We start from the raw sequence: 22,388 nt of genomic DNA, 5'->3' as shown, positions 1-22,388 counted from the left end.
GACAGGTTAGAATTGTTGGGAGCTGCGTTCCAGCCCCTTGATGACATCGACGCGGGTGCCCGCTGGCGCTGGCGGCGCGGCGGCCACGCGGCGGCGCGGGGCCGGCTTGGCCTGCACCATTGCAGCGGGCGCGGCGGCGACTTTCTCATCGAGCAAACTGGTCTTGGTGGCGCCTTCCGTGTTGACGGGCTTGTCCTCGACCTGGTTGCGCAGCACCAGCGACAGCGTGCCCACGCTGCGCGCCAGGTCGAGTTTTTCCGCCTGTTCCGGCGTCAGTTCCAGGGTCACCGCGTTGACCACCTTGGGCTTGGTGTCGTCGCGGTTCGATTCCTGGGCGATGGCCAGCACGAGTATGCGTTCGAGCACGATCTTGGAAATGTTCGGGTCGCGGTCCGGCGTCTTGCGCGCCCCCTCGCCCTGGGTGTTGACGAGGATGTCGACGAAGTTGCCGGGCAGGGCGAAGCCGGCCACGCCGACCACGTCGTTGACGCGCACGGTCATGGCGCGCTTGCCTTCGGCGACGACGGCGGACAGGCCGCCCTGGGTGCCGGGCGGCGCCAGCTTGCCTTCCATGATAGGTTCGCCGTGCTGGATGCTGGTGCGCGTGACGCGCGTTTCGAGCAGCTTGGGATCGTTGATGGCGCCCGGCGGCAGCGCGTTCGACGGCCAGTCCACCATGCGCACCATATCGGGCGTCAGGCGCGCGCCCAGGCTGATGTCGACCTGGGCCACGGCCACCTTGTTGATGTTGCCCGAGGCTTGGGCATTGATCCAGCGCGCGGCCACGATGACCGCGGCGAACGCCAGGATGACCGCGATGGCCATCATCGTCAGAGCGCGTGCGTTTCTCATTTTGCTTCCCCTTTGTGCTGGACCTCGAGCGGTCCGGTGTGTGTGCTTGCAAGGTTGTCGTCGCTGCCGAAATAGTTGTTCCACGCCCAGTACAGCACTTCCGGGTCTAGCCGCGCCGGACGGCCTTCATAGCGCGCCTTGTCGCAGACCTGCGCCAGGATGTCGCGCGGATAGCAGGCCAGCAGCGGCCGCTTGTAGAGGCCATGCAGGTGCAACAGGTAGGTGTAGGAGGCTTCGTCGAAATCGATGCCCAGCTGGGCGCAGGTGCTGCGGAACACGGCCAGGTAGTGGTAGGCGCTCAGGGGCCCCACATGGATCTTGTAGCCGATGCGGCGCAGGAAGGAGTCGTCGGCCAGCTGCTGCGGCGCCAGGTTCGAGGAAAACACCACGATGACGTCGAAGGGCACGGGGAATTTGTAGCCCGTGTGCAGCGACAGGTAGTCGATATGGCGCGCCATCGGCACGATCCAGCGGTTCATCAGTTCCACCGGCGAGCAGCGCTGGCGGCCCAGGTCGTCGATGATGAAGATGCCGTTGTTGGCCTTCAGGTGCGGCGGCGCCTGGTACAGGCGGGCGCCCGGATCGAACTGCAGGTCCAGCATGTCGAGCGTCAGTTCGCCGCCCGTCAGCACGGCGGGGCGCTGCGCGCGCACCCAGCGCGGGTCGGACGGCACGGGCGCATCGCCGCGCACGGCGTGCAGCATCGGGTCGAGGAAGGGCAGCACCTCGCCGTCGACCATCACGGCATGCGGCAGGGCGATGGTACCGCTGAGCAGGCCGTTCAGGCGCTCGGCCAGGTAGCTCTTGCCGCTGCCGGCGGGACCGTGGAAGAACAGGGCGCGCCCGGAATTCATGGCCGCGCCCAGCTGGTCGAGCACCGCCGTGCTGGCCACCACGTCGCGAAATTCGCGCAGCACGTCGTCGCGCGTGACGTGCATGTGCGCCACGCTTTGCGCCAGCACCTGGTTGCTGTAATCGGCCAGGGTGACGGGCGCCGGGCCGCTGTAGGCGTTGCGGCGCATGTATTCGGCGGCGCGCAGGCGGCCCTGGTCGCCCAGCTGGTAGTACAGGTCGGCGTCCGTGCCGCTGCTGCCGTTGCGGCGCGCTTCGCACAGTTTTTCGGCGCGCATGAAGGTGAGCAGCGGTTCGAGCACGCCGGCACCCAGCTTGACGTGCGTCGACAGCGCGGGCAGGCCGACCTGGCCGCGCTGGAACAGGATCTTCACCAGCAGTTCGACCAGGAACAGGAAGGGCAGTCCCGTTTCATCGACGGTGCGCGGCGCGCGCCTGGCCGCCGGCGCGGTGCCGCCGCCGTCGCTGCGTTCTGGATAGGTATCGGGCATGATCTGTGCTCCTCTTGCTGGGTGGCCGGATGTCAGAAAACGAAGGGCAGCAGGCGGTATTTCACTTGCCGCATGTAGACGCGATAGCGCACGTCGGTGGACAGGAAGCGCTCTTCGCGCAGCAGGCGCGCCACCAGCATCAGCATGGCCAGCACGTACACGGCGCCATTCGCGGCCGAGACATTGGTCAGCAGGTAGGCGCTCGACGAGACCAGGTAGCTGGCATACACGGGGTGGCGCACCACGCGGTACATGCCGCCTGTCTTGATGCCGCGCTGCGCCGCCACCAGGCCGAAGCTGCGGTTCAGCGACAGCAGCCCGGCGATCTGCAGCAGGCTGCCGGCGGCCAGCAGGTAGCGCGCGCCAGGCCAGATGGTCATGTCGGATGGGGCGAGGAAGAACGGGGCGAAGGTGGCGCCGATGGCCAGCAGCCAGTCGCCCGCGTCGGCGGAAACGCTGACGGGCGCGGAGCGCACGATGAAAAACAGGGCTGCCAGGGTTTCGGCGGTACAGAACAGCAAATAGCTCCAGTCGCCGCTATGCAGGAAGGCCAGCACGTGGGCGCTGGCGAAGACGGCCCACAGGCAGGCCATGGCGACGCCGGTGAGCAGGCTGGCGCGCCGGGAGCTGAAGAAGGTGGCGATGGTTTCCATGGTCGTGTCCAGTGGTGGGTGGCGGTGCCGGAGCGGCGCGTTTCAGCGCAAGCTCCACAGGTGCGTGTAATGCAGGAACAGCTGCAGCGCGGTGCCGCTGGCGATGGCAAACGCGTAGGCCAGCTTGCCGGTGGCCGGTGGCGGCTCGGCGATCGTGGCAGGCCCGCCAGCGAGGCTGTGCAGCAGCGCGCCCAGCATCATGTGATAGGTGTTTTTCAGTACCTGGCGCAGGCGCTGCCCGGCCAGCGCGGCGGCCAGGGCCAGCACGCCGCCGGCCAGGAAGGTCAGCAGCGCCGCTTCCAGCACGGCGTCGGGGCCCAGGAAGGCGCCGCACATGGCCATCAGCTTGACGTCGCCGGCGCCCAGGGCGCGCAGCAGGTACATGGGCAGCAGCAGGGCCAGTCCGGCGCCGGCGCCGGCGAGCGCCTGCAGCAGGCCGAGGCCGCCGAACGGCGTGTCGAACAGGCCGGCGCCGGAAGGCAGGAAACTGTTCAGCGCGAGTCCGGACAGGGTACCCCACAGCACCAGCCGGTTGGGGATGCGGCGCGTGCGCAAGTCATGCCACAGCGCGGCGCCGAGCAGGGTGGCCAGCACGGCCAGGCATAGCAGCATGGGCAGGCGGGCGCTCATGATGTCAGCCCTCCCTTGCCCATGCAGGGGGCGGCGGCCAGCGGCATGGAGGGCACCGCCACGCGGCTGCCCAGCGCCAGGCCGACCAAGTGCCATACCAGCGCCGCGCCGGCCGCGCCCACATAGCCATCGAGCGCATAATGCCAGCCCAGGTGGATGGAGCCGAGCATGATCAGTACGGCGAAGGCGGACAGGGCGATGCCGGCGAGGCGGCTGATGCGCCAGCCCAGGATGGCCATCAGCACGGACGTGGCGACATGCATGCTGGGCATGGCGGAGATGCCCAGTTCGCCATTGGCGCCCTTGCTTTGGTAGCCCTGCCACAGCATGTCCTGCACTTGCAGGGCCCAGACGGGGATGTGCCGGTTGGCTTCATGCAGGTAGGCCATCAGCGGCGCATATGGATCGATGCCGTGCAGGTGGCCGTAGTAGCAGGGACCGACGGAGGCGAACAGCACGGCCATGATGCTGCCCAGCGCGATCCAGGTCAGCGCAAAGCTGAGCAGGAACTGCATGCGCAGCAGCGGACGGCGGGCGTCGAGGATCAGCCAGTACAGCAGGGCGTAAAACAGGAAGAACCAGAAATGGTAGGCGAAGTTGAGCAAGCCCGTTACCAGAGGGTGGCCCAGCAGCGGCTGCAGCCGTTCCCACGGCGCCATGCCGCCATGCAGGGCCATGTCCCAGGCGGACAGGGTGGTGTCCCAGGTGTAGGGGTGCAGGCGCGGGATGGCGGCCTTGAAGACGGTAAAGCTGGAGGCGAAGACGGGGATCAGCAGCATGGCCGGCAGCGCGTGCAGCAGGCGTTCGTTGCTCAGGTAGCGGCGCAGGTCGTGGTACAGATAGTGGCACAGGCGGTCCGGGCGCTTCATCGCCATCACATGCATGGTGTAGCCGCACAGCACGAAAACGGGGCCCGTCAGGGTGGCGACGAGGAAGCCGGCCAGCACGTTGAGAATGTCCGCGGCGCTGGGCAGGCTGCCAGCGAGCAGCGCGGCAGCGGCGGCGTACAGCAGCACGATCAGCAGCAGGGTGCGGTGGGTGCGCAGCGAGGCGCGCAAGGTGTTCATGACAGGGCCAGGACCACTTGGTCCTTGACGTAGACAAACATCAGCCTGACCTGGTCGCCCAGCAAGGTGATGCTAAGCACCAGCACTGCCGCTATCAGCCCCGCCAGCAGCGCATACTCGATCGCCGTGACTGCCGACTCGTCGGATAAACGGGTAAGGAGAGATTTCACGATGGGCCTCGGGATACTTAAGCAGGGTGAACGTGGCGGGAAAGCTGGAGCGCGGTAACCGGGCTGGCACTGGGCCTGCCCGGTTTGCATGCGCTCAACCGTTTGCCGTCTTGAGCGAGGTACCGATGCTGCTGAAGGTCTTTTTCAGCTGCGTGCCGACAATGGTGACGGCGGCGATGATCACGACGGCAATCAGGGCGGCGATCAGGCCGTATTCGATGGCGGTCACGCCATCTTCTTCGCGGATAAAGTTTTTGATGAGGTTCATGACAACTCCTAGCGGTGGTTAAGGTACAGCGGTGGGTAAAACGGCATGACAGTCTTGCTTCCTGGTGCTTCGGTCCGGCTGTTTCATGGGCTTTCGCCGAGTGCCAGCAGTCCGATGATGCAGACCACGGCCAGCAGCGCCGCCACCAGGGCATAGCGGTAGAACGCCGCCTTTTCCTTGCCCTGTAGATAGGTGGCCAGGGACGCGGGAAGGAACTTGTCAAGGCGCATGCTGTGCTCCGTGTCGTGGTGGGCGGTGGCGCGTCATCTGCACTCCGGTAAGTCCACTATAGAAGTCAGCAACTTGATCTACATCAGAAGAACCTCCTTTTCCTGCAGGGAGGATTTGCTCGTTTTTTTCGGGACAATTGTCATGGCCGAGCTTGGCGCACGGGCGCGGCGGCCAGGCTGGCGCCGGGGGGAGGGGCAGTGCAGGGACAGGGCGGGCAGGCGCGGCCAGGCCGGCGCCGCGAGGTGGGGGCGGGTCAGGCGTTGGGCGGCAGTTCGCCCAGGTGGTGCTTGGTGGCGTAGGCGTACAGTTCCAGGCGATTGTAGACGCCCAGCTTGCGGTAGATCGAGGTCAGGTGATTGCGCAGCGTATGCTCGGAGATGAACAGCTGCTCCGCCAGCAGCTTGGCCGGCGTGCCGCTGCCATGCACGAGGGCGGCGATGATTTTCCTTTCCTTGAGGGTCAGGCTGGCCACGGCGACGGCATGCGCGGAACCGCCGCCGGGTTGCGTCAGCTGGGTCAGCATGCGTCCCAGCATGGCGTGTTCCAGCCACAGTTCGCCGTGGTAGACCTTTTCGATGGCTTTCAGCACCATCTCCGCGGGCGCATCCTTGCTGATGATGCCGCGCGCGCCTTTCAATACGGCCTGGTCCAGCGTGGCCTGGTCGTGGCTGGCCGTCAGCACCAGGATGCGCGTGCTGCCCCGCTGTACCAGTGCCGGCAGGATGGCCAGCGAACTGACGCCGCCCAGGTCCAGGTCGAGCACGATGACATCGGGTTCCAGCGTCGTCGCCAGCGCCAGCGCCTCGGCGCTGTCGGACGCCGTGGCGATCACGCGCATGCCCGAGTGTTCGCCGCCGATCAGGCGCTCCAGGCCCCACAGCATGGTCTTGTGGTCGTCCACCAGCATCACGCTGATGGTATGGCTGGCCGATGGCCTGTGTTGCGTTTCATTCATATGGGGATCTCGATTTGCACGGAGGTATTGCCCAGCGTGCCGTGGGTGACATGGGCGGCGCCGCCGAGGGCGGCGGCCCGCTCGGCCAGCGAGTCGGGCAGGAAGTCGGGGACATGGGCGGCCGCGCATTCGTTTTCGATGCTGATATGCAGCGCGCCCTGCTCGCAGGTGAGCCGGACGGCGCCGTGCCGCGCCGACGTATGCTTGCGGATATTGCTCATGCCTTCATTGACGATCTGGAAGACTTCGGCCGCCAGGCGGTCGTTGATGTGCAGTTCGCCCTCGATGTGCAGGGTGATGTCGATGCCATAGAATTCGCGGATCTGGTTTGCCTGGCGGCGCAGCGCGACCAGCAGTTCCGGCTCGCTCTGCACCTGGCCATTCTTGAAGGTGCGCGCATAGCTGCGCAGGTCGGCGATCACCTGGCCCGACATGGCGATGAGTTTTTCCAGTTCGGGCAGCAGCGGGTTGCCCGGCGCCGCTTCGTTGCGCAGGGCGGCCAGGCCGTGGCGCAGGCCGATATACGGCTGGATGGCCGTGTCATGCAGGTCGCGCGCCATCTTTTCCCGTTCGCGCGAGGCGGCCTGCGATGCCAGGCGGTCGAGCAGTTCGATGTTCTCGATCACGGGAAACGCTTGCGCGCCGATATGGCTGAGGAACAGGGCATCGGTCTTGCCCAGGCTGGTCGCCGAGACGATATAGATGCGGCCCTTGCCATTGCGCAAAGGCAGGGGCGCGCTGATGAAGGAGTGCGCTTCCAGCAGCTCGGCCAGGCTGGCGCCCGCGGCTGCGTCATGGCGCAGCCAGCGTCCGCTGTCCACGTCGAGCATGCGGCTGCCGCCCACCAGCGGCAGCCACGGCCCCGGCGGCTGGTTGTAGAGCACGATCTTGTCGGAAGGGAAGGCGAGCAGGGGGCTGGCCGCATCGTCGCTGAGGAGCGAACTGGTGTGCACCACGCCGTCTCCCGTATGGATGACGCTGCGCAGCGACCAGATCCGTTCGCCCTTGTCCTGCATCACCAGCAGGCAGCTGCGGCCGTTGAAATAACTGCGTGTTTTTTCCAGCACCGATGTGATGGTCTGGTCGACGCCGAAGCGGGGATTGGACAATTGGCTGACATCGCGCAGCAGCGCCAGGTGGCTGCGCTGGGTCATGGCCGAGCCGCCCCAGTAGGCGATCATGTAGCCGAGCGCCAGCAGGAAGGTGGTGCGCAGCAGCAGGCGCGACAGTTCTGCATCCGTTTCGCCGAACAGGGCCGTGGCGGCAAACAGGCCGGCCGACGCCAGCGTGATGCGGGCGCCTTCCTCGAAGCCCCGCTGGAACGAGGAGATCAGGATGGCAAAGAAGAAAAACAGGAAGAACAGATTGTTGTGGCTGCTGGTGGAAAACACGATCAGCGCATACCAGGCCACGTCCAGCCAGTACAGCAGCGGGTCTTGTGGCAGGTTGACGCCGATCAGGGCCAGCACATATAGCAGCAGGCTGTGCAGCGTGTAGGCGGAAAAAATCAGCCAGGTGATCTTCGTCAGCCTGCCGGCGCTTTCGGGATCGATGAACAAGGTCAGCAAAGTGGCGCTGGACAACAGCAAGCGCATGCCGTTGACCATGGTCGTATCCATGCCGGCGCCAGGCAAGCCAGACTTGAGGGGCGGATCGAGGTTCACAAGCACTCCTGGCCGTATCCCCGCATAAACGGACCATGCGCATGAATGGATACTGCGGATAAATTCTTGTTGTTTTTGCTGCAATCAATGCCGAGTCTACGCACCCGCCGCAAAGATGTCTACTGGAATTGTGCGCTGCACGCATGCACGCCGCCTGCGTTGGCCGCGCGCGACAATCGCTGTCGCCGCGCGGGCCAGGAGCGGCTCTCAGGGCGCTTGCACCATCACGCGGTTGCGGCCCGAGCGCTTGGCCAGGTACAGGGCGCTGTCGGCGGCGCCGATCAGCGTGGCAATTTCCAGCACCTGCTGCGGATGCTGCGTGGCGATGCCGATGCTGACCGTGATGTGCTTGAGCGCATTGCCCGTTTTTTCATGCGGAATGCGCAGCGCGGCCGCGCGTTCGCGGATCGCCTCGGCCATGCGCAGTGCCTGCCCGGCATCGGTATCGGGCAGGATGGCGGCAAATTCCTCGCCGCCGTAGCGTGCCAGCAAGTCGGTGGGGCGCTGCAGCATGGCCGCCAGTTCGGCCGCCACGCGTATCAGGCAGCCGTCGCCCTGCTGGTGGCCGTAATGGTCGTTATAATCCTTGAAATGGTCGATATCGATCATCAGCAGCGACAGCGGACTGCTGGTGCGCATGGCGCGCCGCATTTCCTTCTCGATCGCCACGTCGAAATGGCGGCGGTTGGCGATGCCCGTCAAGCCGTCGGAAAAGGTTTGCGAACGCAAGACCATGGTTTGTTCGCGCAGCAACTTTTCGCGGCCCACGGCGATGGTGACGTCGTTGATCTGGATCAGGCAGTGGCGCGGCGAAGCGGGTAAATTGATCGGTGTGACGGCGATCGCCTGCTGCATGCGTTCCTGTCCTTCGCTGGTGCCGTGCGTGTAGAGCTCGAACGGCGCCTTGTGCAGCGTTTGCGACAGCAGCGACTGGAAGTTGTCGCGCAGGGCCTGGGTGATGGCCGAGGCTATGCGCTTGTGCCGCAACTGCGGGAAGACGTCGAAAAACTCGCGGCCCAGCACCATGGCGGGCTGCCAGGCGGAGTGGCGCGCCATCCAGTGGTTCCACAGCACGATGCGGCCGTTCTCGTCGAGCACGATGGCACCCAGGTTGACGGCGCCGAGTATGCTTTCGAGCAGGGCGAGTCGATGTAAGGCATCCGGCATGATGATCACGCCTGCCCCAGGACCTTGGCCAGGTAGCGGCTGACCTGTTCTTTCAGGTCGTGCAGGGCGGACAGGTCGAGTACGAAGGCCACATAGCCGTGGATCTGGTGCTTGGCCAGCACGAAGTCGATATGCAGCATCAGCACGACGGCGTCTTCCTGGCCGCCGAACGCGGACAGTATCTCCATGCTGGTGCCCACGTGGTAGAGCGGCAGCGAGCCATGCAGCTCGCTGTTGAACAGGTTGGCCAGCGTGCCCACGCAGGAATTGAGGATGATGTTGCCGATTTCGCTCATCGCCTCCTGTTCCATCTCCGTCAGTTCCTGCAGCGGCATGGCGTCGCCCACCATCAGGCGCACGATTTCCAGGCTTTTATCTTCCGGAAACATCAGGATGGCTTCGGTGGCGAAGGCGCCATCGTAATGCTGGCTGACCCCGCAGATGCGCTCGCCATCCTTCTTGCTGCCCAGCAGGGCGGCCGCATCGGCACGGTTCAGGAAGGTGATCGACGGCACCGACATGGTGACTTCTTCATTCACGATCTCGCTCATCGCGGCTGCCGCGTGGCCCACCCCGATGTTGAATATCTCTACCAGGGCATCGTTTTCGAGTTCGGAGAGATTGATCATGTTCACAGTCCCAGTGATTCGATCAGCTGATGGATGCGCGTTTCCGTGATCGGTTTTTCCATGAAGCCCACGCCTAGTTCGGTGGCGCGGTTGCGGATGGCGTTTTGCACATTTGCCGTGACGAGGATGATATGCGTGTGCGGGTACAGCAGGCGCAATTGTTCCGCGGCCGCCACGCCGCCCATGCCGGGCATGTTGACATCCAGTAATATCAGCACAGGGGTGATTGCCTTGACTTTTTCCAGAGCTTCCTCCCCCGTTGCCGCCTCGGTAACCTGCCAGTCGGCATGTTTGCTGAGAATGAACTGATGCGACATCAAACGTGAAACCCGGCTGTCATCGACAACAAGTACCTGTTTACTGTGATTCATTTGCTATTCCTGAAACGTCATATGTGTCAATAGGGGCATTTTCGCATATTTTAACGGGCATACGGAGTAATTGGACAAGGAATTGCTCATAAGTAAAATATTCGCCATGCCATGCCTTTGAAACGACAGCCTACCCGAAATATCGGGCGGCCGCCGCCATGGACGGCTTGCCGGGCTGGCGATCCGTTAAAATAGCGGTATTCCCACTTTATGCCTTTTTTGCCATGACCCAAGACGAATTGAAGCAAGCCGTAGCCCGCGCCGCCATCGAGTATGTGGTGGCGGGAGAAATCATCGGCGTCGGTACCGGCTCCACCGCCAACTTTTTCATTGACGAACTGGCCAAGATCAAGGACAGCATCAAGGGCGCCGTCGCCTCGTCGGAAGCGACGGCGGCACGCCTGGCCGGTCATGGCATTCCCGTCTTCGACTTGAACGACGTCGAGTCGATCGCCGTCTACATCGACGGCGCCGACGAGATCACGGCCAGCGGCGCCATGATCAAGGGCGGCGGCGCGGCCTTGACGCGCGAGAAAATTGTTGCATCCGTGTCACAACAATTCGTCTGCATCGCCGACGGTTCCAAGCTGGTCGAGACGCTGGGCGCCTTCCCGCTGCCGGTCGAAGTGGTGCCGATGGCGCGCGCCGCCGTCGCGCGCCAGCTGGCCGCGCTGGGCGGCACGCCCCGCTTGCGCCTGAAGGCGGGCAGCACGGATGCGTTCCTTACCGACAACGGCGGCGAGATCCTCGATGTGCTGGGCTTGAAAATTGCCGACCCGGTGGCGCTGGAGCAGCAGATCAACCAGATCGTCGGCGTCATCGCCGTCGGCCTGTTTGCCGTGCGCGGCGCCAACGTTTGCCTGCTGGGCATGCCGGAAGGCGTGCGTACCCTGGCGTACTAAAGTGATCGCCGGCGTTCGCCGGCATCCGCACCTGTCTTACACGGCGGCCCCTTGCGGGCCGCTTGTCATTTGCACCGCCCGGTACACGGCCACGGTGCGCAGCAAGCCACCGAGGAAGAGGCCGCTGAAACAGCCGTAGGCGAGGCACACGGGCACCATGAAGGCGGCCGCATGGGCATAGGCCGGGGCGATGGCCAGGGTCACGGCGACCGCATATTTCATGCAGAAAATACTCATCATCAAGATCAACGGCACCCAGCTGCCGGGACGCTGCACGCTGCTCCGCTGGGGAATGGCGACGATGGTGTCTGTCTTGGTCAGCGACCAGGCCAGCGCCGCGCCGGCCAGGGCGCCGGCGCCCCAGGCGAACGGCGCCACGCCGGCGAAGCCGAAACTGCCATGCACGCCGCTCAGCGACAGGGCCAGCATGACCAGGGGAATGATGCACAGCTTGCGCAAGGTCACCTCGCGCGCGCGGCTGGCCAGCACGCCCCGGTAGACGAGCAAGCCCAGGATGGCCCAGACGTAGAAGGGAGTGTGGCTGAAGATGTGCTGCAACATGGTGTCCGCCTTGGAATGAGTTTGTCGATGGACGTACTGTGCCAGCCGGCGGCAGGGGCGGCGAGCGGTGTGCGACGAAACAGGGAGGCGGTGCCGTGAAACGGCGGGGCAGGGCGTGAAACGCAGGTGACACTGCCCGTGACGCGGCGGCCACGGGCGGGAATGCTTGAAACTTACTCGGTAGGGGGCACGTAGCCCATGGCGGCATCGGCGCCATCGCCGAAGAAATGCTTTTCCATCTGCGTGGCCAGGTATTTGCGGGCGCGCGCGTCGGCCAGGTTCAAACGGTTTTCATTGACCAGCATGGTCTGGTGCTTGAGCCAGGCCGCCCAGGCTTCCTTCGACACCGATTCGTAGATCTTCTTGCCCAGTTCGCCCGGGTATGGCGGGAAATCCAGTCCTTCGGCTTCCTTGTTGAGTTTGATGCAATGGATAGTGCGGGCCATCTGTGCTCCTGAATCAGTGTAGAGATAAAGCGTGATTATAAGGCACTTTGCGCCCGCCCTCGCGGGGCCGTCGCGGCCTGGCCGCGCGCCGTTTGCCGCGCCCTTGCGCTGGATCAAATTTGATCTGCGCCGCCCCAGCTAGTAAGATGCCTTATTGCGCCAGCCGCTGGCTGCGCCTCTTCCAAGCAAGCAGTAACAATTAACCAATATGGAATCCCTATGACCTCAGTGAAAGTCCATGGCATCGATGTCAGCAATACCGGCAGCTTCGCGCTGTTTGGCGGCATCAACGTGCTCGAATCGCGCGATCTCGCCATGCGCGCCTGCGAAGAATATGTGCGCGTCACGCAAAAACTGGGCATTCCCTATGTGTTCAAGGCCAGTTTCGACAAGGCCAACCGCTCGTCGATCCATTCCTACCGCGGTCCCGGCCTGGAAGAAGGCATGCGCATCTTCCAGGACGTGAAGGCGGCCTTTGGCGTGCCCGTGATTACCGACGTGCACGAACCTTGGCAGGCGCAGCAGGTGGCCGAAGTGGTGGACGTACTGCAATTGCCCGCCTTTTTGGCGCGCCAGACGGACCTCGTCGTGGCGCTGGCGAAAACCGGTAAAGTCATCAACATCAAGAAGCCGCAATTTTTGAGCCCTGGCCAGATGGCCAATATCGTCGAGAAATTCAAGGAAGCGGGCAACGACCAGCTGATCCTGTGCGACCGCGGCACTTGCCTCGGCTATGACAACCTGGTGGTCGACATGCTGGGCTTTGGCGTCATGAAAAAGACTTGCGACGACCTGCCCATCATCTTCGACGTCACGCACGCGCTGCAGCAGCGCGACCCTGGCGGCGCCGCGTCGGGCGGCCGCCGCCAGCAGGTGGCGGACCTGGCCCGCGCCGGCCTGGCCGTCGGCATCGCCGGCCTGTTCCTGGAAGCCCATCCTGACCCGGACAATGCCCGCTGCGACGGCCCCAGCGCCTTGCCGCTGGACCAGCTGGAACCGTTCCTGGCGCAATTGAAGGCGCTCGACGACCTGGTGAAATCGTTTGCGCCATTGAATATCAAATAACGATCCGACTGTGAAAAAGCCCGGCATGCCGGGCTTTTTCAGTTTTACAGTGTCTTGATCAACACTTGCGACTTGCGCTGCCAGTTATACATATGCTGGCGGTCCTTCGGCAAGTCGTCGACGGTGGCCGGCACGAAACCGCGTTTCTTGAACCAGTGCGAGGTGCGCGTGGTCAGCACGAACAGTTTGTTCAGGCCGGCGGCGCGCGCGCGGTTTTCCATGTGTTTCAGGATGCGCTCGCCGTCGCCCTGGGCTTGCACTTCCGGATTGACCGTCAAACAGGCCATTTCTGCCATCTTTTGCGCGGGGAACGGGTACAGGGCGGCGCAGCCGAAGATCACGCCGTCATGCTCGATGACGGAGAAATAATCGATTTCGCGCTCGATCAGCTCGCGGCCCCGCTTGACCAAGGTGCCGTCCGCTTCCAGCGGTTCGATCAGCTTGATGATGCCGCCCACGTCCTCGATGGTGGCCTGGCGCAGGCTTTCCAGGTTTTCATGGCTGATCATGGTGCCCACGCCATCATGGGTGAACAATTCCAGCAGGGCGGAACCGTCCATCGAGAAGGGCACGATGTGCGAGCGCTCGACGCCGTTGTGGCATGCCTTGACGCAATGTTTCAAATAAAACGCCGTGGCGTCGGGCAGGAAGCCCGCCATCAGCACGGCTTCGGCCTGGTGCGACGACAGTTCGCGGATTTCCACGCCCGTGGCGTCTTCCATCATCGGCGTTTCAGTAATAAAGATCAGCTTGTCCGCATGCAGGGCGATGGCGGCGCTGCACGCCACGTCTTCCATGGTGAGATTGAACGCTTCGCCCGTGGGCGAGAAGCCCAGGGGCGAGAGCAGCACCAGGCCGTCCGAACCGAGGATGGAATGGATGGTTTCGGCGTCGACCTTGCGCGTGATGCCCGTCAGTTCCAGGTCCACGCCATCGATCACGCCCAGCGGGCGCGCCGTGATGAAGTTGCCGGAAATGATACGGATGGCCGCATGCGACATCGGCGTGTTCGGCAAGCCCTGGCTGAAGGCGGCCTCGATATCGAGGCGCAGCTCGCCGGCCGCTTCCTTCGCGCATTCCAGCGCGGCGATGTCGGTGATGCGCACGCCGTTGTGGAAGCGGCCTTCGACGTTGCGCAAGGCCAGTTGTTCCGCCACCTGCGGCCGCGAGCCGTAGACGACGGTGACATTGATGTCCAGCGCATGCAGCAGGGACAAATCATGGGCCAGCACCTGCAGCGCCCCGGCGCTGACGAGTTCACCGGGGAAGGCGACCACGAAGGTCTTGCCGCGAAAGGCGTGGATGTAGGGCGCGACGGAGCGCAGCCATTGGACGAATTGGGTAGGGTTTTCCATTAAGCGCATTATAATTCGCTGCGCGATGTGCGCGCTTAAAATACCTGTAAAAAAACAATGTCTTCAGCCAGCAATAAGTCTTCCCCTCCTTCCACCGTTGCAAATGTGCCCGCCAGCGGCGATGTTGCCACGCCTGCCGCCACGCCTGCGCCGGGCCGCCAGCGCCCGCCCGTGAGCCAGCAAAGGCAGCAAGCGCCGCGCGCGGAGCAGCCGAAAGTACAACAGCAGCAGCAACAGCAGCAGCGCCCGCCGCGCGAGGGGCAGGCGCCGCGCAACGAGGCAGCCGGCCGCGAGAGCAAAGAGAGCCGCGAGGCCCGCGACGCGGCCCGCGCCGCGCGCGAAGCGGAAAAGGCTTTCCGCAATCCGCTGCCACCGATTACCTATCCGGAAGACTTGCCCGTGTCGGGCCGGCGTGAAGAAATCGCCAAGGCCCTGATGGAAAACCAGGTCATCATCGTCTCGGGCGAGACGGGGTCCGGCAAGACGACGCAGCTGCCGAAGATTTGCCTGGAACTGGGACGCGGCCAGAAGGGCATGATCGGCCACACGCAGCCGCGGCGTATCGCCGCCTCGTCGACGGCCAAGCGCATCGCGCAGGAGCTGGGCACGCCCTTGGGCGAAACCGTGGGTTTCAAGGTGCGCTTTACCGATACCCTGAGCCGTGGCGCGTCCGTCAAGCTGATGACGGACGGCATCTTGCTGGCCGAGACGCAGACCGACCCCTTGTTGAAAAATTACGACACCATCATCATCGATGAGGCGCACGAACGCAGCCTGAACATCGACTTCCTGCTTGGTTATCTGAAACAGCTGCTGCCGCGCCGGCCCGACCTGAAAATCATCATCACCTCGGCCACCATCGACGCGGAACGCTTCTCGCGCCATTTCGGCACGCCGGAAAAACCGGCACCCGTGATCGAAGTGTCGGGCCGCCTGTACCAGGTGGAAGTGCGCTACCGTCCCGTGGAACGCGAGCAGGTGGCCATGCCTGGTGCCGCGAGCGCGGACAAGCCGGGCCAGCGCACGGCGAATGTACGTGTAGCCGCGCGCGAAAAGCGCGACCTGATGGATGCCGTCGTCGATGGCGTGGAGGAACTGTGCCGCATCGGCTCGGGCGACGTGCTCGTGTTCTTGCCCGGCGAGCGCGAAATCCGCGACTGCGCCGAAGCGCTGCGCAAGCACCACCCGCCGCACGTGGAAATTTTACCGCTGTTCGCCCGGCTGTCGGCCGAAGAGCAGGAGCGGGTCTTCAAGACCAGCAATGCGCGCCGCATCGTGCTGGCCACCAACGTGGCGGAAACCTCGCTGACGGTGCCCGGCATCCGCTACGTGGTCGATGCGGGCCTGGCGCGCGTGAAACGCTACAGCTATCGTAATAAAGTGGAGCAACTGCAGGTCGAGCCGATCGCCCAGTCGGCCGCCAACCAGCGCGCCGGGCGCTGCGGCCGCGTGGCCGACGGCGTGTGCATCCGCCTGTATGAAGAGCAGGATTATCTGCTGCGGCCCAAATTCACGGAGCCGGAAATCCTGCGCTCCTCGCTGGCCGCCGTCATCCTGCGCATGAAGTCCTTGCACCTGACGGACGTGGAGACCTTCCCCTTCATCGAGCCGCCGCTGGCGCGCGCCATCGCCGACGGCTACCAGTTGCTGCAGGAACTCGGCGCCGTCGATGAAGTCAATAAGCTCACGCCGCTGGGCAACAAGCTGGCCAAGCTGCCGCTGGACCCGCGCGTGGGCCGCATGATCCTGGCCGCGCTCGATAACGCCTGTCTGACCGAAGTGCTGATCGTCGCCTCCGCGTTGTCCGTGCAGGACCCGCGCGACCGCCCGATGGAGCACCAGCAGGCGGCCGACGAGGCGCACAAGAAGTTCGCCGATGAAAAGTCGGAATTCCTCAGCTATCTGAAGATCTGGCGCTGGTTCGAATCGGCCATCGAGCACAAGAAGACCAACCGCCAGCTGCAGGATAATTGCCGCACGAATTTCCTGTCGCAGATGCGCTTGCGCGAATGGCGCGACGTGCACTCGCAGTTGTTGACCATCGTCAAGGAACAGGGCTGGCGCCTGAACGAAGCACCGGCCACCTATGACAACCTGCACATGGCGCTGTTGACCGGCTTGCTGGGCAATATCGGCTTCAAGGGCGAGGACGAGCCGGGCGCCGGGTATTTGGGCGCGCGCGGCATCAAGTTCCACATCTGGCCCGGTTCCTCGCTGCTGAAAAAGCCGGGCAAGTGGATCATGGCGGCCGAGCTGGTCGACACGACGCGCCTGTACGCGCGTTGCGTGGCGCAGATCCAGCCCGAGTGGCTGGAAAAAGTGGGCGAGCACCTGCTGAAGAAATCGTGGGGCGAGCCGCGCTGGGAAAAACGTTCGGCGCAGGTGACGGCGTCCGAACGGGCGACCTTGTATGGGCTGGTGGTGTACAGCCAGCGGCGCATCAATTACGGCAATTTCAACTTGCCGGAAGCGCGAGAGATCTTCATCCGCGACGCCCTCGTCGGCGGCGACTTCGACACGCGCGCGCCGTTCTTTGCGCACAACCATAAACTGATCAAGGATATCGAAAACCTTGAACATAAATCGCGCCGCCTGGACGTGCTGGTCGACGATGAGCTGATCGCCGCCTTCTACGACCAGCTGCTGCCGGCGGACGTGTGCAATGGCGCCGGCTTCGAGAAGTGGCATAAAGAGGCCACGCGCGAAAACCCGAAGCTGCTGTACCTGAACCGCGAAGAGCTGATGCGCCACGAGGCAGCCGGCGTGACCACCGACTTGTTCCCGAAAACCATGTCCGTGACGGGCCTGGAAATGGGCTTGACGTATCACTTCGAGCCGGGCAGCGTGCGCGATGGCGTGACCTTATCCGTGCCGCTGTATGCGCTGAACCAGCTGCCGCGCGAGCGCTGCGAATGGCTGGTGCCGGGCATGCTGAAGGAAAAAGTGCATCTGCTGTTGAAATCGTTGCCGCAAAAGCTGCGCCGCCACTGCGTGCCGCTGCCCGACTATGCGGCGAAATTCTGCGAGCGCGTGCATGCTGCGGGCGTGTTCGGCCGGGGCGACCTGGTCGACGCCATCATCGCTGACATCCGCGCGCAGATCACGATCAACGTGCTGACGACGGATTTCAAGCCGGAAACCTTGCCTGCCCATCACTTCATGAATTTCAAGGTGATTGACGAGCATGGCCGCCAACTGGACATGGGCCGCAACCTGGCCACCCTGCAGGCGGAATTCGGCGGCCAGGCGCGCCAGAGCTTCCAGAAGCTGGCCGAAGTGTCGGGCGTCTCGGGCACGGGCACGCCCGGTGCCAAGGTGGCGGGCGCGCAAGTGGCGTCGCGGCTGCAGGCGCAAGCGCAGAACCCCGCCAGCGCCAAGGGCGGCAGCGCGCCGGTCAAGGGCGCTGCCCCAGCCGCGTCCGCTTCTCCGAATGCGACCGTCTCGCAGCACATGGGCTTGACGGCCTGGACCTTCGGCGAATTGCCGGAGCTGCTCGAAATCGTGCAGGGCAAGCTGACCCTGATCGGCTTCCCCGCGCTGGTCGACAAGGGCACGCATTGCGACCTGGAAGTGTTTGACGACCCGACCGTGGCCGCGCGCACGCACAAGGTGGGCTTGCGCCGCCTGTTCGCGCTGCAAATGAAGGAGCAGATCAAATACGTCGAGAAAAGCATCCCCGGTTTGCAGCAGATGGGCATGCAGTTCATGGCCCTCGGTTCGCAGGAAGAATTGCGCGAGCAAATTATCAACAAGGCGCTCGATATCGCGTGTTTGCAAGATCCCTTGCCGCTGGACGCCGCCTCGTTTGCCAAGCGCCAGGCGGAAGGCAAGTCGCGCCTGGTGTTGCTGGTCAATGAAATCGCCCGTTTGCTGTCGCAAGTGCTGACGGAATTCCACGGCTTGCCCAAGCGCCTGCAGAATATTCCCGCAGCGGCGGCCACCGATATCCAGGCGCAGCTGCAGGGCCTCGTGCATAAACGCTTCCTGACGGAAAACGAGTACACGCAACTGGCGCATTTTCCCCGCTATTTGAAGGCGATCAATGTGCGCCTGGAAAAACTGCGCGCCGACCCCGCCCGCGATACGAAGTTGATGGCCGAATGGCAATCGGCGGCCGCACCGTATTTGCGCCAGGCCAAGGATCGCCAGGCCGGCAAGAACACGGACCCGAAGCTCGTCGAGTTCCGCTGGATGCTGGAAGAGCTGCGCGTGTCGCTGTTTGCGCAGGAATTGCGCACGCCGATGCCCGTGTCTGCCAAGCGCCTGCAGAAGGTATGGGAATCGATGCAGCGGTAGGCCGGATGAGCGCGTCCGCAGGGCGCGCGTAATCCGATGTCATCGTTGGCCCGACCGCTGGCGCGGTGTCAATGGTGTCAATGATGTCGCTGGTGGTGTCGGATTGCGCGGCTGCGCCGTTCATCCGATCTGCCCGACCTGCGTTCTAGTCCGACCTGCGCTCGTCGCTCCCATCATCGCCGAGCGAGGAGCGCGCACCGGGGTTGCCCGTGCCGGCGCGGCTGCCGCTCATGGAGGAGCCGGACATATTGCCCTCGCTGCCAGATTGCAGGCTGGCGCCGCCGCGCAGCTCGCTGCCGGACTGCATGCGTGTTGCAGCCATGCTGCCATAGCGCACGCCGCTGCCGTAGAACGCTTCCATCTGCTGGTTCCATGCCTCGCTGCCCATGTCGGGCCAGTTGTTCTTGTCGAAGCCCGGCGCGTCTTTCAACTGGTTTTTTTCCACGTTCAGCAGGAAGCGCTTGTTGACGGTGTCCAGCGTCAGGCGCTCCCAGGGCACGGCAAACAGCTTGTCGCCCATGCCCAGGATGCCGCCGAACGACAGCACGGCATAGGCGATCTGGCCGGTGCGCATGTCGAGCATGATTTCCTTGATGTCGCCCAGTTCCTCGTCGTTGTGGTTGTAGACGTCGTCGCCTATCAGGGTGTCTGCCCCCATCAAGGCGGGCCCTGGGCCGTCGTGGTTACGGTACATGCCCAAGATATCGCGGTCCAGATAGCTCATGGTATTTTCTCCTGTGGGTGAAGTGCGGATCGAGTGCCCAGATTAAGCAGGCGACCGAAGTCTCGCTTGATATGTCTCAATTGTGCCCAGGGCACTTCTTAAGAGCGCAAGCGCACAGAGCGCGTGGCCAAGTGCGGTACTCTATGCTTTCAACCGGGGAGGCCGTACATGCTGATGACGCAACGACGCAATGGGATGGGCAAGCGCCAGGCGCCACGGCAACGCGCAGGCAGGCGTCCATGGTGAAGCCCGCTACCAAGTGGTTGCGCGGCTTGCTGCGCGCCGGCAAGGCGCAGCAGCGCACGGCAACCAAACTGGCCAAGGTGCTGTTCGGCCCGGTGCCGGCCAAGCCCAAGGCCCGCAAGACCGTGAACAAGGCGGTGAACAAAACCGGGGCCAAGGCCGCGGTGAAAACCGCCGCCAAGCCGCGCCCCAGGCCCGCCGGCGACGCGCTGCCAGCGCTGGCGCCGTTTGCCACGCCGCTGCCGCCACCGCGCGTGCGCAAGCGAGCGGCGCCCGCGCCGGGCAAGTGGCTGGCCGCCCACTATGCGCCCCTGCCGGAACTGGGGCAGTTGCCGGGCCGGCGCCTGCCATACTTTCTGTATTGGCCTGACAAGCCGCCGAATGCCGCCATGCGCAGCCGGGGCCGGCCGCTGCTGGTGATGCTGCATGGCTGCGAGCAGAGCGCCACGCAGTTTGCCGAAGGCACGCGCATGAACCGCCTGGCCGAACGCAAGGGCTATGCCGTGCTGTATCCGCAGCAATCGCTGCGCTCGCATGCGCGCCGCTGCTGGAAATGGTACGACAAGCTGACGCAGGAGGGCGGCGGCGACGCGCGCCTGATCGTCGGCGCCATCGAACAGGTGGCGGCCCGCCATGCGATCGACCGCGCGCGCATCTATATCTGCGGCATTTCCGCCGGCGCCGGCATGGCGCACATCGTGGCCCTGAACCATCCTCATCTGTTTGCCGCCGTGGGCTTGCATTCGGGGCCCGTGTTTGGCGCCGGGCATAGCCTGATCGGCGCGCTGCAGGTGATGCAGCATGGCGCCGCCGCCCGCGCCGACGCGGCCATCGATGAAGTGCTGGCGCGCCAGCCGGACTTTCCACGGCTGCCCACGATGCTGCTGCAAGGGCAGGCCGACAAGGTGGTGCGGTCCATCAACCAGACGCAACTGGTGCGCCAGAGCGTGCGCGTGAACCGCATGCCAGCCGATACGCTGGTGACGGCGCAGCGCCTGCCCGGCGGCGCGGCCGGCGGGCGCAATCCGGCCCATGCGTATGCCTTGCACGACTACCAGGTGGGCCAGCAGGTGCTGTTGCGCGTGGCGCAGGTCGAGCACCTCGAGCACGCCTGGAGCGGCGGCGACGCCAGCCTGCCGTTCAACGACAAGGCCAGGCCCGACGCCAGCAAGATGCTGCTCGATTTCTTCGCCAGCCACCGCCGCCGCTGAGCCGCCGTGCCGCGCGCCGCCGCGGCGCGGCAGGCACTGGTAGGCATCGTTTCTCTCTTCCCCGCAGGGCCCGTCCGGCCGCCGCCAGGCTGCGCCGGCGCGCCTGGCGCACCTTTTCAGCCCCCGCAGGCGCATATCGTCATGCCATAGATGCCGCATAAGTGGTATTGTTGCGGTATTTGAAAAGTGTAAAAACAGGCGGTAAAACCGATAATTGGTATACAATTGGTACACGTTTCAGTGTGAAGCCATGTCCGCCGCCCCATGCCCCGACGGCAGATACGCACTGATGGCAGCCACCCACGTTACGGAACGCGCCATGTCCATCCAGTCCAGGCAGTTGCTGTGGTTTTTTGCGTTTTTCCTCGTTTTTGAGTTGAATATCTATCTGTCGAACGACATGATCATGCCGGCGATGCTGGGCATCGTCGACGAGTTCAAGGCGGAGGCAAAATGCGTCCCGCTGTCCCTGAGCCTGTATCTGCTGGGCGGCAGCGCACTGCAGATTTTCCTCGGGCCGTTGGCCGATACCATCGGCAAGCGCAAGCTTGTGCTCACCGGCAATACCTTGTTCCTGCTGGCCACCTTGGCCGTGCCGTTTGCCACTTCCATCGAGCAATTTCTCGCCGTGCGCTTCATCCAGGGCATGGGCTGCTGCTTCATCTTCGTCGGCTATGCCATGATCCATGAACTGTTCGACGACATGGCGGCCGTCAAGCTCAGCAGTATCCTGTCGAGCACCACCATCCTCGCGCCCCTGGCCGGTCCCATCCTCGGCAGCGCCATCATCAGCCGGCTGGACTGGCGCTATGTGTTTTTTCTCTCCGCGCTGCTGGCGCTGCTGTCCCTGCTGGGCCTGTCCAAGACCATGCCGCGCACGGCGCCGACGGTCGCGCGCCTGGACCTTGCCGCCATCGCGCGCAGCTATGCCGCCATTTTCAGCAACGGGCGCTTCATGTTCGGCATGTTCACGGCCGGGCTGGCCACCGTGCCCCTGACGGCCTGGATCGGCTTTTCGCCCATCTTCGTGCTGCAGGAAATGGGCGCCTCCTACGCCACGTATATCGCGCTGCAATGCGTGATTTTGTCCGGTTTTGTCCTCAGCAGCATCGCCATCCAGCGCCTGCGCCAGGATTTTCCGCTCGTCCATCTGCTGCGCCTGGGCGGGCTGGTCGCGGCCGCCGGCATGCTGGGCGCGGGCGCGGGCCGCCATCACGTCGACGTGTTCGCCGCGTGCATGTTTGTCTATTCCATCGGCTTTGGCCTGTTCAACGGCGCCCTGATACGCAGCGCGCTCACGGCCAGCAAGGAATCGATGACCTTGACGACGGCCGCCATGAGCTTGCTGTACTGCATTTATCTGTCCGCCTGGCTGCAGCTGTACAACGTGCTGTGCCAGCGCATCGGCTATGCGCTGGAAACCTATGCGCTGCTCAATATCCCCGTCATCGTGGTCATCGCCGCCTGCCTGCTGGTGTTTACGCGGGGCATGGCGGGGCGCCGGGAAAGCGGGGTGCGGCTGGCCCGGCACTGATGGCGCAGCGCGTGTTCCCGACCTTGTTTTACCTCCTGCGACGTTTATTGA

At 64.2% G+C, this 22,388-nt stretch carries 22 protein-coding genes; 5 read left to right on the top strand and 17 right to left on the bottom strand.

Annotation, left to right across the window (positions count from 1 at the left end; all coding sequences use genetic code 11):
- Window positions 1-6: 6 nt before the first annotated feature.
- From cpaB to AC3RCJ_RS23100, 13 genes are all read right to left on the bottom strand, one after another.
- Entirely contained in the window at window positions 7-852 is an 846-nt protein-coding gene (gene cpaB, locus AC3RCJ_RS23160) for a Flp pilus assembly protein CpaB (RefSeq protein ID WP_492964822.1), read from the bottom strand.
- On the bottom strand, window positions 849-2,195 hold the full coding sequence (locus AC3RCJ_RS23155; protein WP_492964821.1) for a DUF8689 domain-containing protein: 1,347 nt from the start codon (window positions 2,193-2,195) through the stop codon (window positions 849-851). Before AC3RCJ_RS23155 ends, cpaB begins: the two co-directional genes overlap by 4 nt.
- Window positions 2,196-2,227: 32 nt before the next feature.
- Entirely contained in the window at window positions 2,228-2,848 is a 621-nt protein-coding gene (locus AC3RCJ_RS23150) for a methyltransferase family protein (protein ID WP_492964820.1), read from the bottom strand.
- 42 nt (window positions 2,849-2,890) lie between these two features.
- Entirely contained in the window at window positions 2,891-3,478 is a 588-nt protein-coding gene (locus tag AC3RCJ_RS23145) for a prepilin peptidase (RefSeq protein WP_492964819.1), read from the bottom strand.
- Window positions 3,475-4,545: a phosphatase PAP2 family protein gene (locus AC3RCJ_RS23140; RefSeq protein ID WP_492964818.1), complete on the bottom strand. Its 1,071-nt coding sequence runs from the start codon at window positions 4,543-4,545 to the stop codon at window positions 3,475-3,477. The genes AC3RCJ_RS23145 and AC3RCJ_RS23140 overlap by 4 nt, the downstream gene beginning before the upstream one ends.
- Window positions 4,542-4,715, bottom strand: coding sequence for a Flp family type IVb pilin (locus AC3RCJ_RS23135; RefSeq protein ID WP_492964817.1), 174 nt, complete (start codon window positions 4,713-4,715; stop codon window positions 4,542-4,544). Before AC3RCJ_RS23135 ends, AC3RCJ_RS23140 begins: the two co-directional genes overlap by 4 nt.
- Before the next feature lie 94 nt (window positions 4,716-4,809).
- Window positions 4,810-4,983, bottom strand: a complete 174-nt coding sequence (locus AC3RCJ_RS23130; protein ID WP_492964816.1) for a Flp family type IVb pilin — start codon at window positions 4,981-4,983, stop codon at window positions 4,810-4,812.
- An 83-nt stretch (window positions 4,984-5,066) separates the two neighbouring features.
- Complete coding sequence (locus AC3RCJ_RS23125; protein ID WP_492964815.1) at window positions 5,067-5,213, bottom strand: hypothetical protein; 147 nt, start codon at window positions 5,211-5,213, stop codon at window positions 5,067-5,069.
- 254 nt (window positions 5,214-5,467) lie between these two features.
- Window positions 5,468-6,169, bottom strand: a complete 702-nt coding sequence (locus AC3RCJ_RS23120) for a response regulator (RefSeq protein ID WP_492964814.1) — start codon at window positions 6,167-6,169, stop codon at window positions 5,468-5,470.
- Entirely contained in the window at window positions 6,166-7,833 is a 1,668-nt protein-coding gene (locus AC3RCJ_RS23115) for a sensor histidine kinase (protein ID WP_492964813.1), read from the bottom strand. The genes AC3RCJ_RS23120 and AC3RCJ_RS23115 overlap by 4 nt, the downstream gene beginning before the upstream one ends.
- A 207-nt stretch (window positions 7,834-8,040) precedes the next feature.
- Window positions 8,041-9,000, bottom strand: coding sequence for a diguanylate cyclase (locus AC3RCJ_RS23110; RefSeq protein ID WP_492964812.1), 960 nt, complete (start codon window positions 8,998-9,000; stop codon window positions 8,041-8,043).
- Between the two features lie 5 nt (window positions 9,001-9,005).
- A complete protein-coding gene (locus tag AC3RCJ_RS23105; RefSeq protein ID WP_492964811.1) occupies window positions 9,006-9,629 on the bottom strand; it encodes a chemotaxis protein CheC in 624 nt (207 codons plus the stop codon).
- A gap of 2 nt (window positions 9,630-9,631) precedes the next feature.
- Window positions 9,632-10,000 (bottom strand): response regulator, encoded by a 369-nt coding sequence (locus tag AC3RCJ_RS23100; RefSeq protein WP_492964810.1) that lies wholly within the window; start codon window positions 9,998-10,000, stop codon window positions 9,632-9,634.
- Window positions 10,001-10,224: 224 nt separating this feature from the next.
- Here AC3RCJ_RS23100 and rpiA point away from each other — a divergent pair, with 224 nt between their 5' ends.
- Window positions 10,225-10,902, top strand: coding sequence for a ribose-5-phosphate isomerase RpiA (gene rpiA, locus AC3RCJ_RS23095; protein WP_492964809.1), 678 nt, complete (start codon window positions 10,225-10,227; stop codon window positions 10,900-10,902).
- 36 nt (window positions 10,903-10,938) lie between these two features.
- On the opposite strand, the gene AC3RCJ_RS23090 is transcribed toward rpiA, so the two are convergent.
- Together AC3RCJ_RS23090 and AC3RCJ_RS23085 are read right to left on the bottom strand one after the other, a co-directional pair.
- Window positions 10,939-11,463 carry a DUF6622 family protein gene (locus AC3RCJ_RS23090; RefSeq protein WP_492964808.1) on the bottom strand — a complete coding sequence of 175 codons (525 nt, stop codon included), beginning with the start codon at window positions 11,461-11,463 and terminating at the stop codon, window positions 10,939-10,941.
- A gap of 173 nt (window positions 11,464-11,636) precedes the next feature.
- Window positions 11,637-11,909 (bottom strand): oxidative damage protection protein, encoded by a 273-nt coding sequence (locus tag AC3RCJ_RS23085; protein WP_034750797.1) that lies wholly within the window; start codon window positions 11,907-11,909, stop codon window positions 11,637-11,639.
- Window positions 11,910-12,128: 219 nt separating this feature from the next.
- Between AC3RCJ_RS23085 and kdsA the strand changes: the two genes are divergently transcribed.
- A complete protein-coding gene (gene kdsA, locus AC3RCJ_RS23080; protein WP_034750794.1) occupies window positions 12,129-12,974 on the top strand; it encodes a 3-deoxy-8-phosphooctulonate synthase in 846 nt (281 codons plus the stop codon).
- A 44-nt stretch (window positions 12,975-13,018) separates the two neighbouring features.
- Here kdsA and argA read toward each other — a convergent pair whose 3' ends face one another.
- Window positions 13,019-14,329, bottom strand: a complete 1,311-nt coding sequence (argA, locus tag AC3RCJ_RS23075) for an amino-acid N-acetyltransferase (protein WP_046685875.1) — start codon at window positions 14,327-14,329, stop codon at window positions 13,019-13,021.
- 57 nt (window positions 14,330-14,386) lie between these two features.
- Between argA and hrpA the strand changes: the two genes are divergently transcribed.
- Window positions 14,387-18,625, top strand: coding sequence for an ATP-dependent RNA helicase HrpA (hrpA, locus tag AC3RCJ_RS23070; protein ID WP_492964807.1), 4,239 nt, complete (start codon window positions 14,387-14,389; stop codon window positions 18,623-18,625).
- A gap of 145 nt (window positions 18,626-18,770) precedes the next feature.
- Here the strand turns inward: hrpA and AC3RCJ_RS23065 are convergent, their stop codons facing one another.
- A complete protein-coding gene (locus tag AC3RCJ_RS23065; protein ID WP_492964806.1) occupies window positions 18,771-19,349 on the bottom strand; it encodes a PRC-barrel domain-containing protein in 579 nt (192 codons plus the stop codon).
- A 239-nt stretch (window positions 19,350-19,588) separates the two neighbouring features.
- Here AC3RCJ_RS23065 and AC3RCJ_RS23060 point away from each other — a divergent pair, with 239 nt between their 5' ends.
- Together AC3RCJ_RS23060 and AC3RCJ_RS23055 are read left to right on the top strand one after the other, a co-directional pair.
- A complete protein-coding gene (locus AC3RCJ_RS23060) occupies window positions 19,589-20,803 on the top strand; it encodes an extracellular catalytic domain type 1 short-chain-length polyhydroxyalkanoate depolymerase (RefSeq protein WP_492964805.1) in 1,215 nt (404 codons plus the stop codon).
- A 319-nt stretch (window positions 20,804-21,122) separates the two neighbouring features.
- Window positions 21,123-22,337 (top strand): MFS transporter, encoded by a 1,215-nt coding sequence (locus AC3RCJ_RS23055; RefSeq protein ID WP_492964804.1) that lies wholly within the window; start codon window positions 21,123-21,125, stop codon window positions 22,335-22,337.
- Window positions 22,338-22,388: the final 51 nt, after the last annotated feature.

The organism is Janthinobacterium sp. GW822-FHT07H11, assembly GCF_058798615.1.
The sequence above is the reverse complement of the archived record's forward strand: the minus strand, read 5'-3'. Positions and strand labels throughout refer to the sequence as shown.

What these genes read in the sequence shown, in the direction of transcription:
- cpaB (WP_492964822.1), bottom strand. Translation starts at nt 852, where the DNA reads ATGAGAAACGCACGCGCTCTGACGATGATGGCCATCGCGGTCATCCTG.
- AC3RCJ_RS23155 (WP_492964821.1), bottom strand. Translation starts at nt 2,195, where the DNA reads ATGCCCGATACCTATCCAGAACGCAGCGACGGCGGCGGCACCGCGCCG.
- AC3RCJ_RS23150 (WP_492964820.1), bottom strand. Translation starts at nt 2,848, where the DNA reads ATGGAAACCATCGCCACCTTCTTCAGCTCCCGGCGCGCCAGCCTGCTC.
- AC3RCJ_RS23145 (WP_492964819.1), bottom strand. Translation starts at nt 3,478, where the DNA reads ATGAGCGCCCGCCTGCCCATGCTGCTATGCCTGGCCGTGCTGGCCACC.
- AC3RCJ_RS23140 (WP_492964818.1), bottom strand. Translation starts at nt 4,545, where the DNA reads ATGAACACCTTGCGCGCCTCGCTGCGCACCCACCGCACCCTGCTGCTG.
- AC3RCJ_RS23130 (WP_492964816.1), bottom strand. Translation starts at nt 4,983, where the DNA reads ATGAACCTCATCAAAAACTTTATCCGCGAAGAAGATGGCGTGACCGCC.
- AC3RCJ_RS23125 (WP_492964815.1), bottom strand. Translation starts at nt 5,213, where the DNA reads ATGCGCCTTGACAAGTTCCTTCCCGCGTCCCTGGCCACCTATCTACAG.
- AC3RCJ_RS23120 (WP_492964814.1), bottom strand. Translation starts at nt 6,169, where the DNA reads ATGAATGAAACGCAACACAGGCCATCGGCCAGCCATACCATCAGCGTG.
- AC3RCJ_RS23110 (WP_492964812.1), bottom strand. Translation starts at nt 9,000, where the DNA reads ATGCCGGATGCCTTACATCGACTCGCCCTGCTCGAAAGCATACTCGGC.
- AC3RCJ_RS23105 (WP_492964811.1), bottom strand. Translation starts at nt 9,629, where the DNA reads ATGATCAATCTCTCCGAACTCGAAAACGATGCCCTGGTAGAGATATTC.
- AC3RCJ_RS23100 (WP_492964810.1), bottom strand. Translation starts at nt 10,000, where the DNA reads ATGAATCACAGTAAACAGGTACTTGTTGTCGATGACAGCCGGGTTTCA.
- rpiA (WP_492964809.1), top strand. Translation starts at nt 10,225, where the DNA reads ATGACCCAAGACGAATTGAAGCAAGCCGTAGCCCGCGCCGCCATCGAG.
- AC3RCJ_RS23090 (WP_492964808.1), bottom strand. Translation starts at nt 11,463, where the DNA reads ATGTTGCAGCACATCTTCAGCCACACTCCCTTCTACGTCTGGGCCATC.
- AC3RCJ_RS23085 (WP_034750797.1), bottom strand. Translation starts at nt 11,909, where the DNA reads ATGGCCCGCACTATCCATTGCATCAAACTCAACAAGGAAGCCGAAGGA.
- kdsA (WP_034750794.1), top strand. Translation starts at nt 12,129, where the DNA reads ATGACCTCAGTGAAAGTCCATGGCATCGATGTCAGCAATACCGGCAGC.
- argA (WP_046685875.1), bottom strand. Translation starts at nt 14,329, where the DNA reads ATGGAAAACCCTACCCAATTCGTCCAATGGCTGCGCTCCGTCGCGCCC.
- hrpA (WP_492964807.1), top strand. Translation starts at nt 14,387, where the DNA reads ATGTCTTCAGCCAGCAATAAGTCTTCCCCTCCTTCCACCGTTGCAAAT.
- AC3RCJ_RS23065 (WP_492964806.1), bottom strand. Translation starts at nt 19,349, where the DNA reads ATGAGCTATCTGGACCGCGATATCTTGGGCATGTACCGTAACCACGAC.
- AC3RCJ_RS23060 (WP_492964805.1), top strand. Translation starts at nt 19,589, where the DNA reads ATGGTGAAGCCCGCTACCAAGTGGTTGCGCGGCTTGCTGCGCGCCGGC.
- AC3RCJ_RS23055 (WP_492964804.1), top strand. Translation starts at nt 21,123, where the DNA reads ATGTCCATCCAGTCCAGGCAGTTGCTGTGGTTTTTTGCGTTTTTCCTC.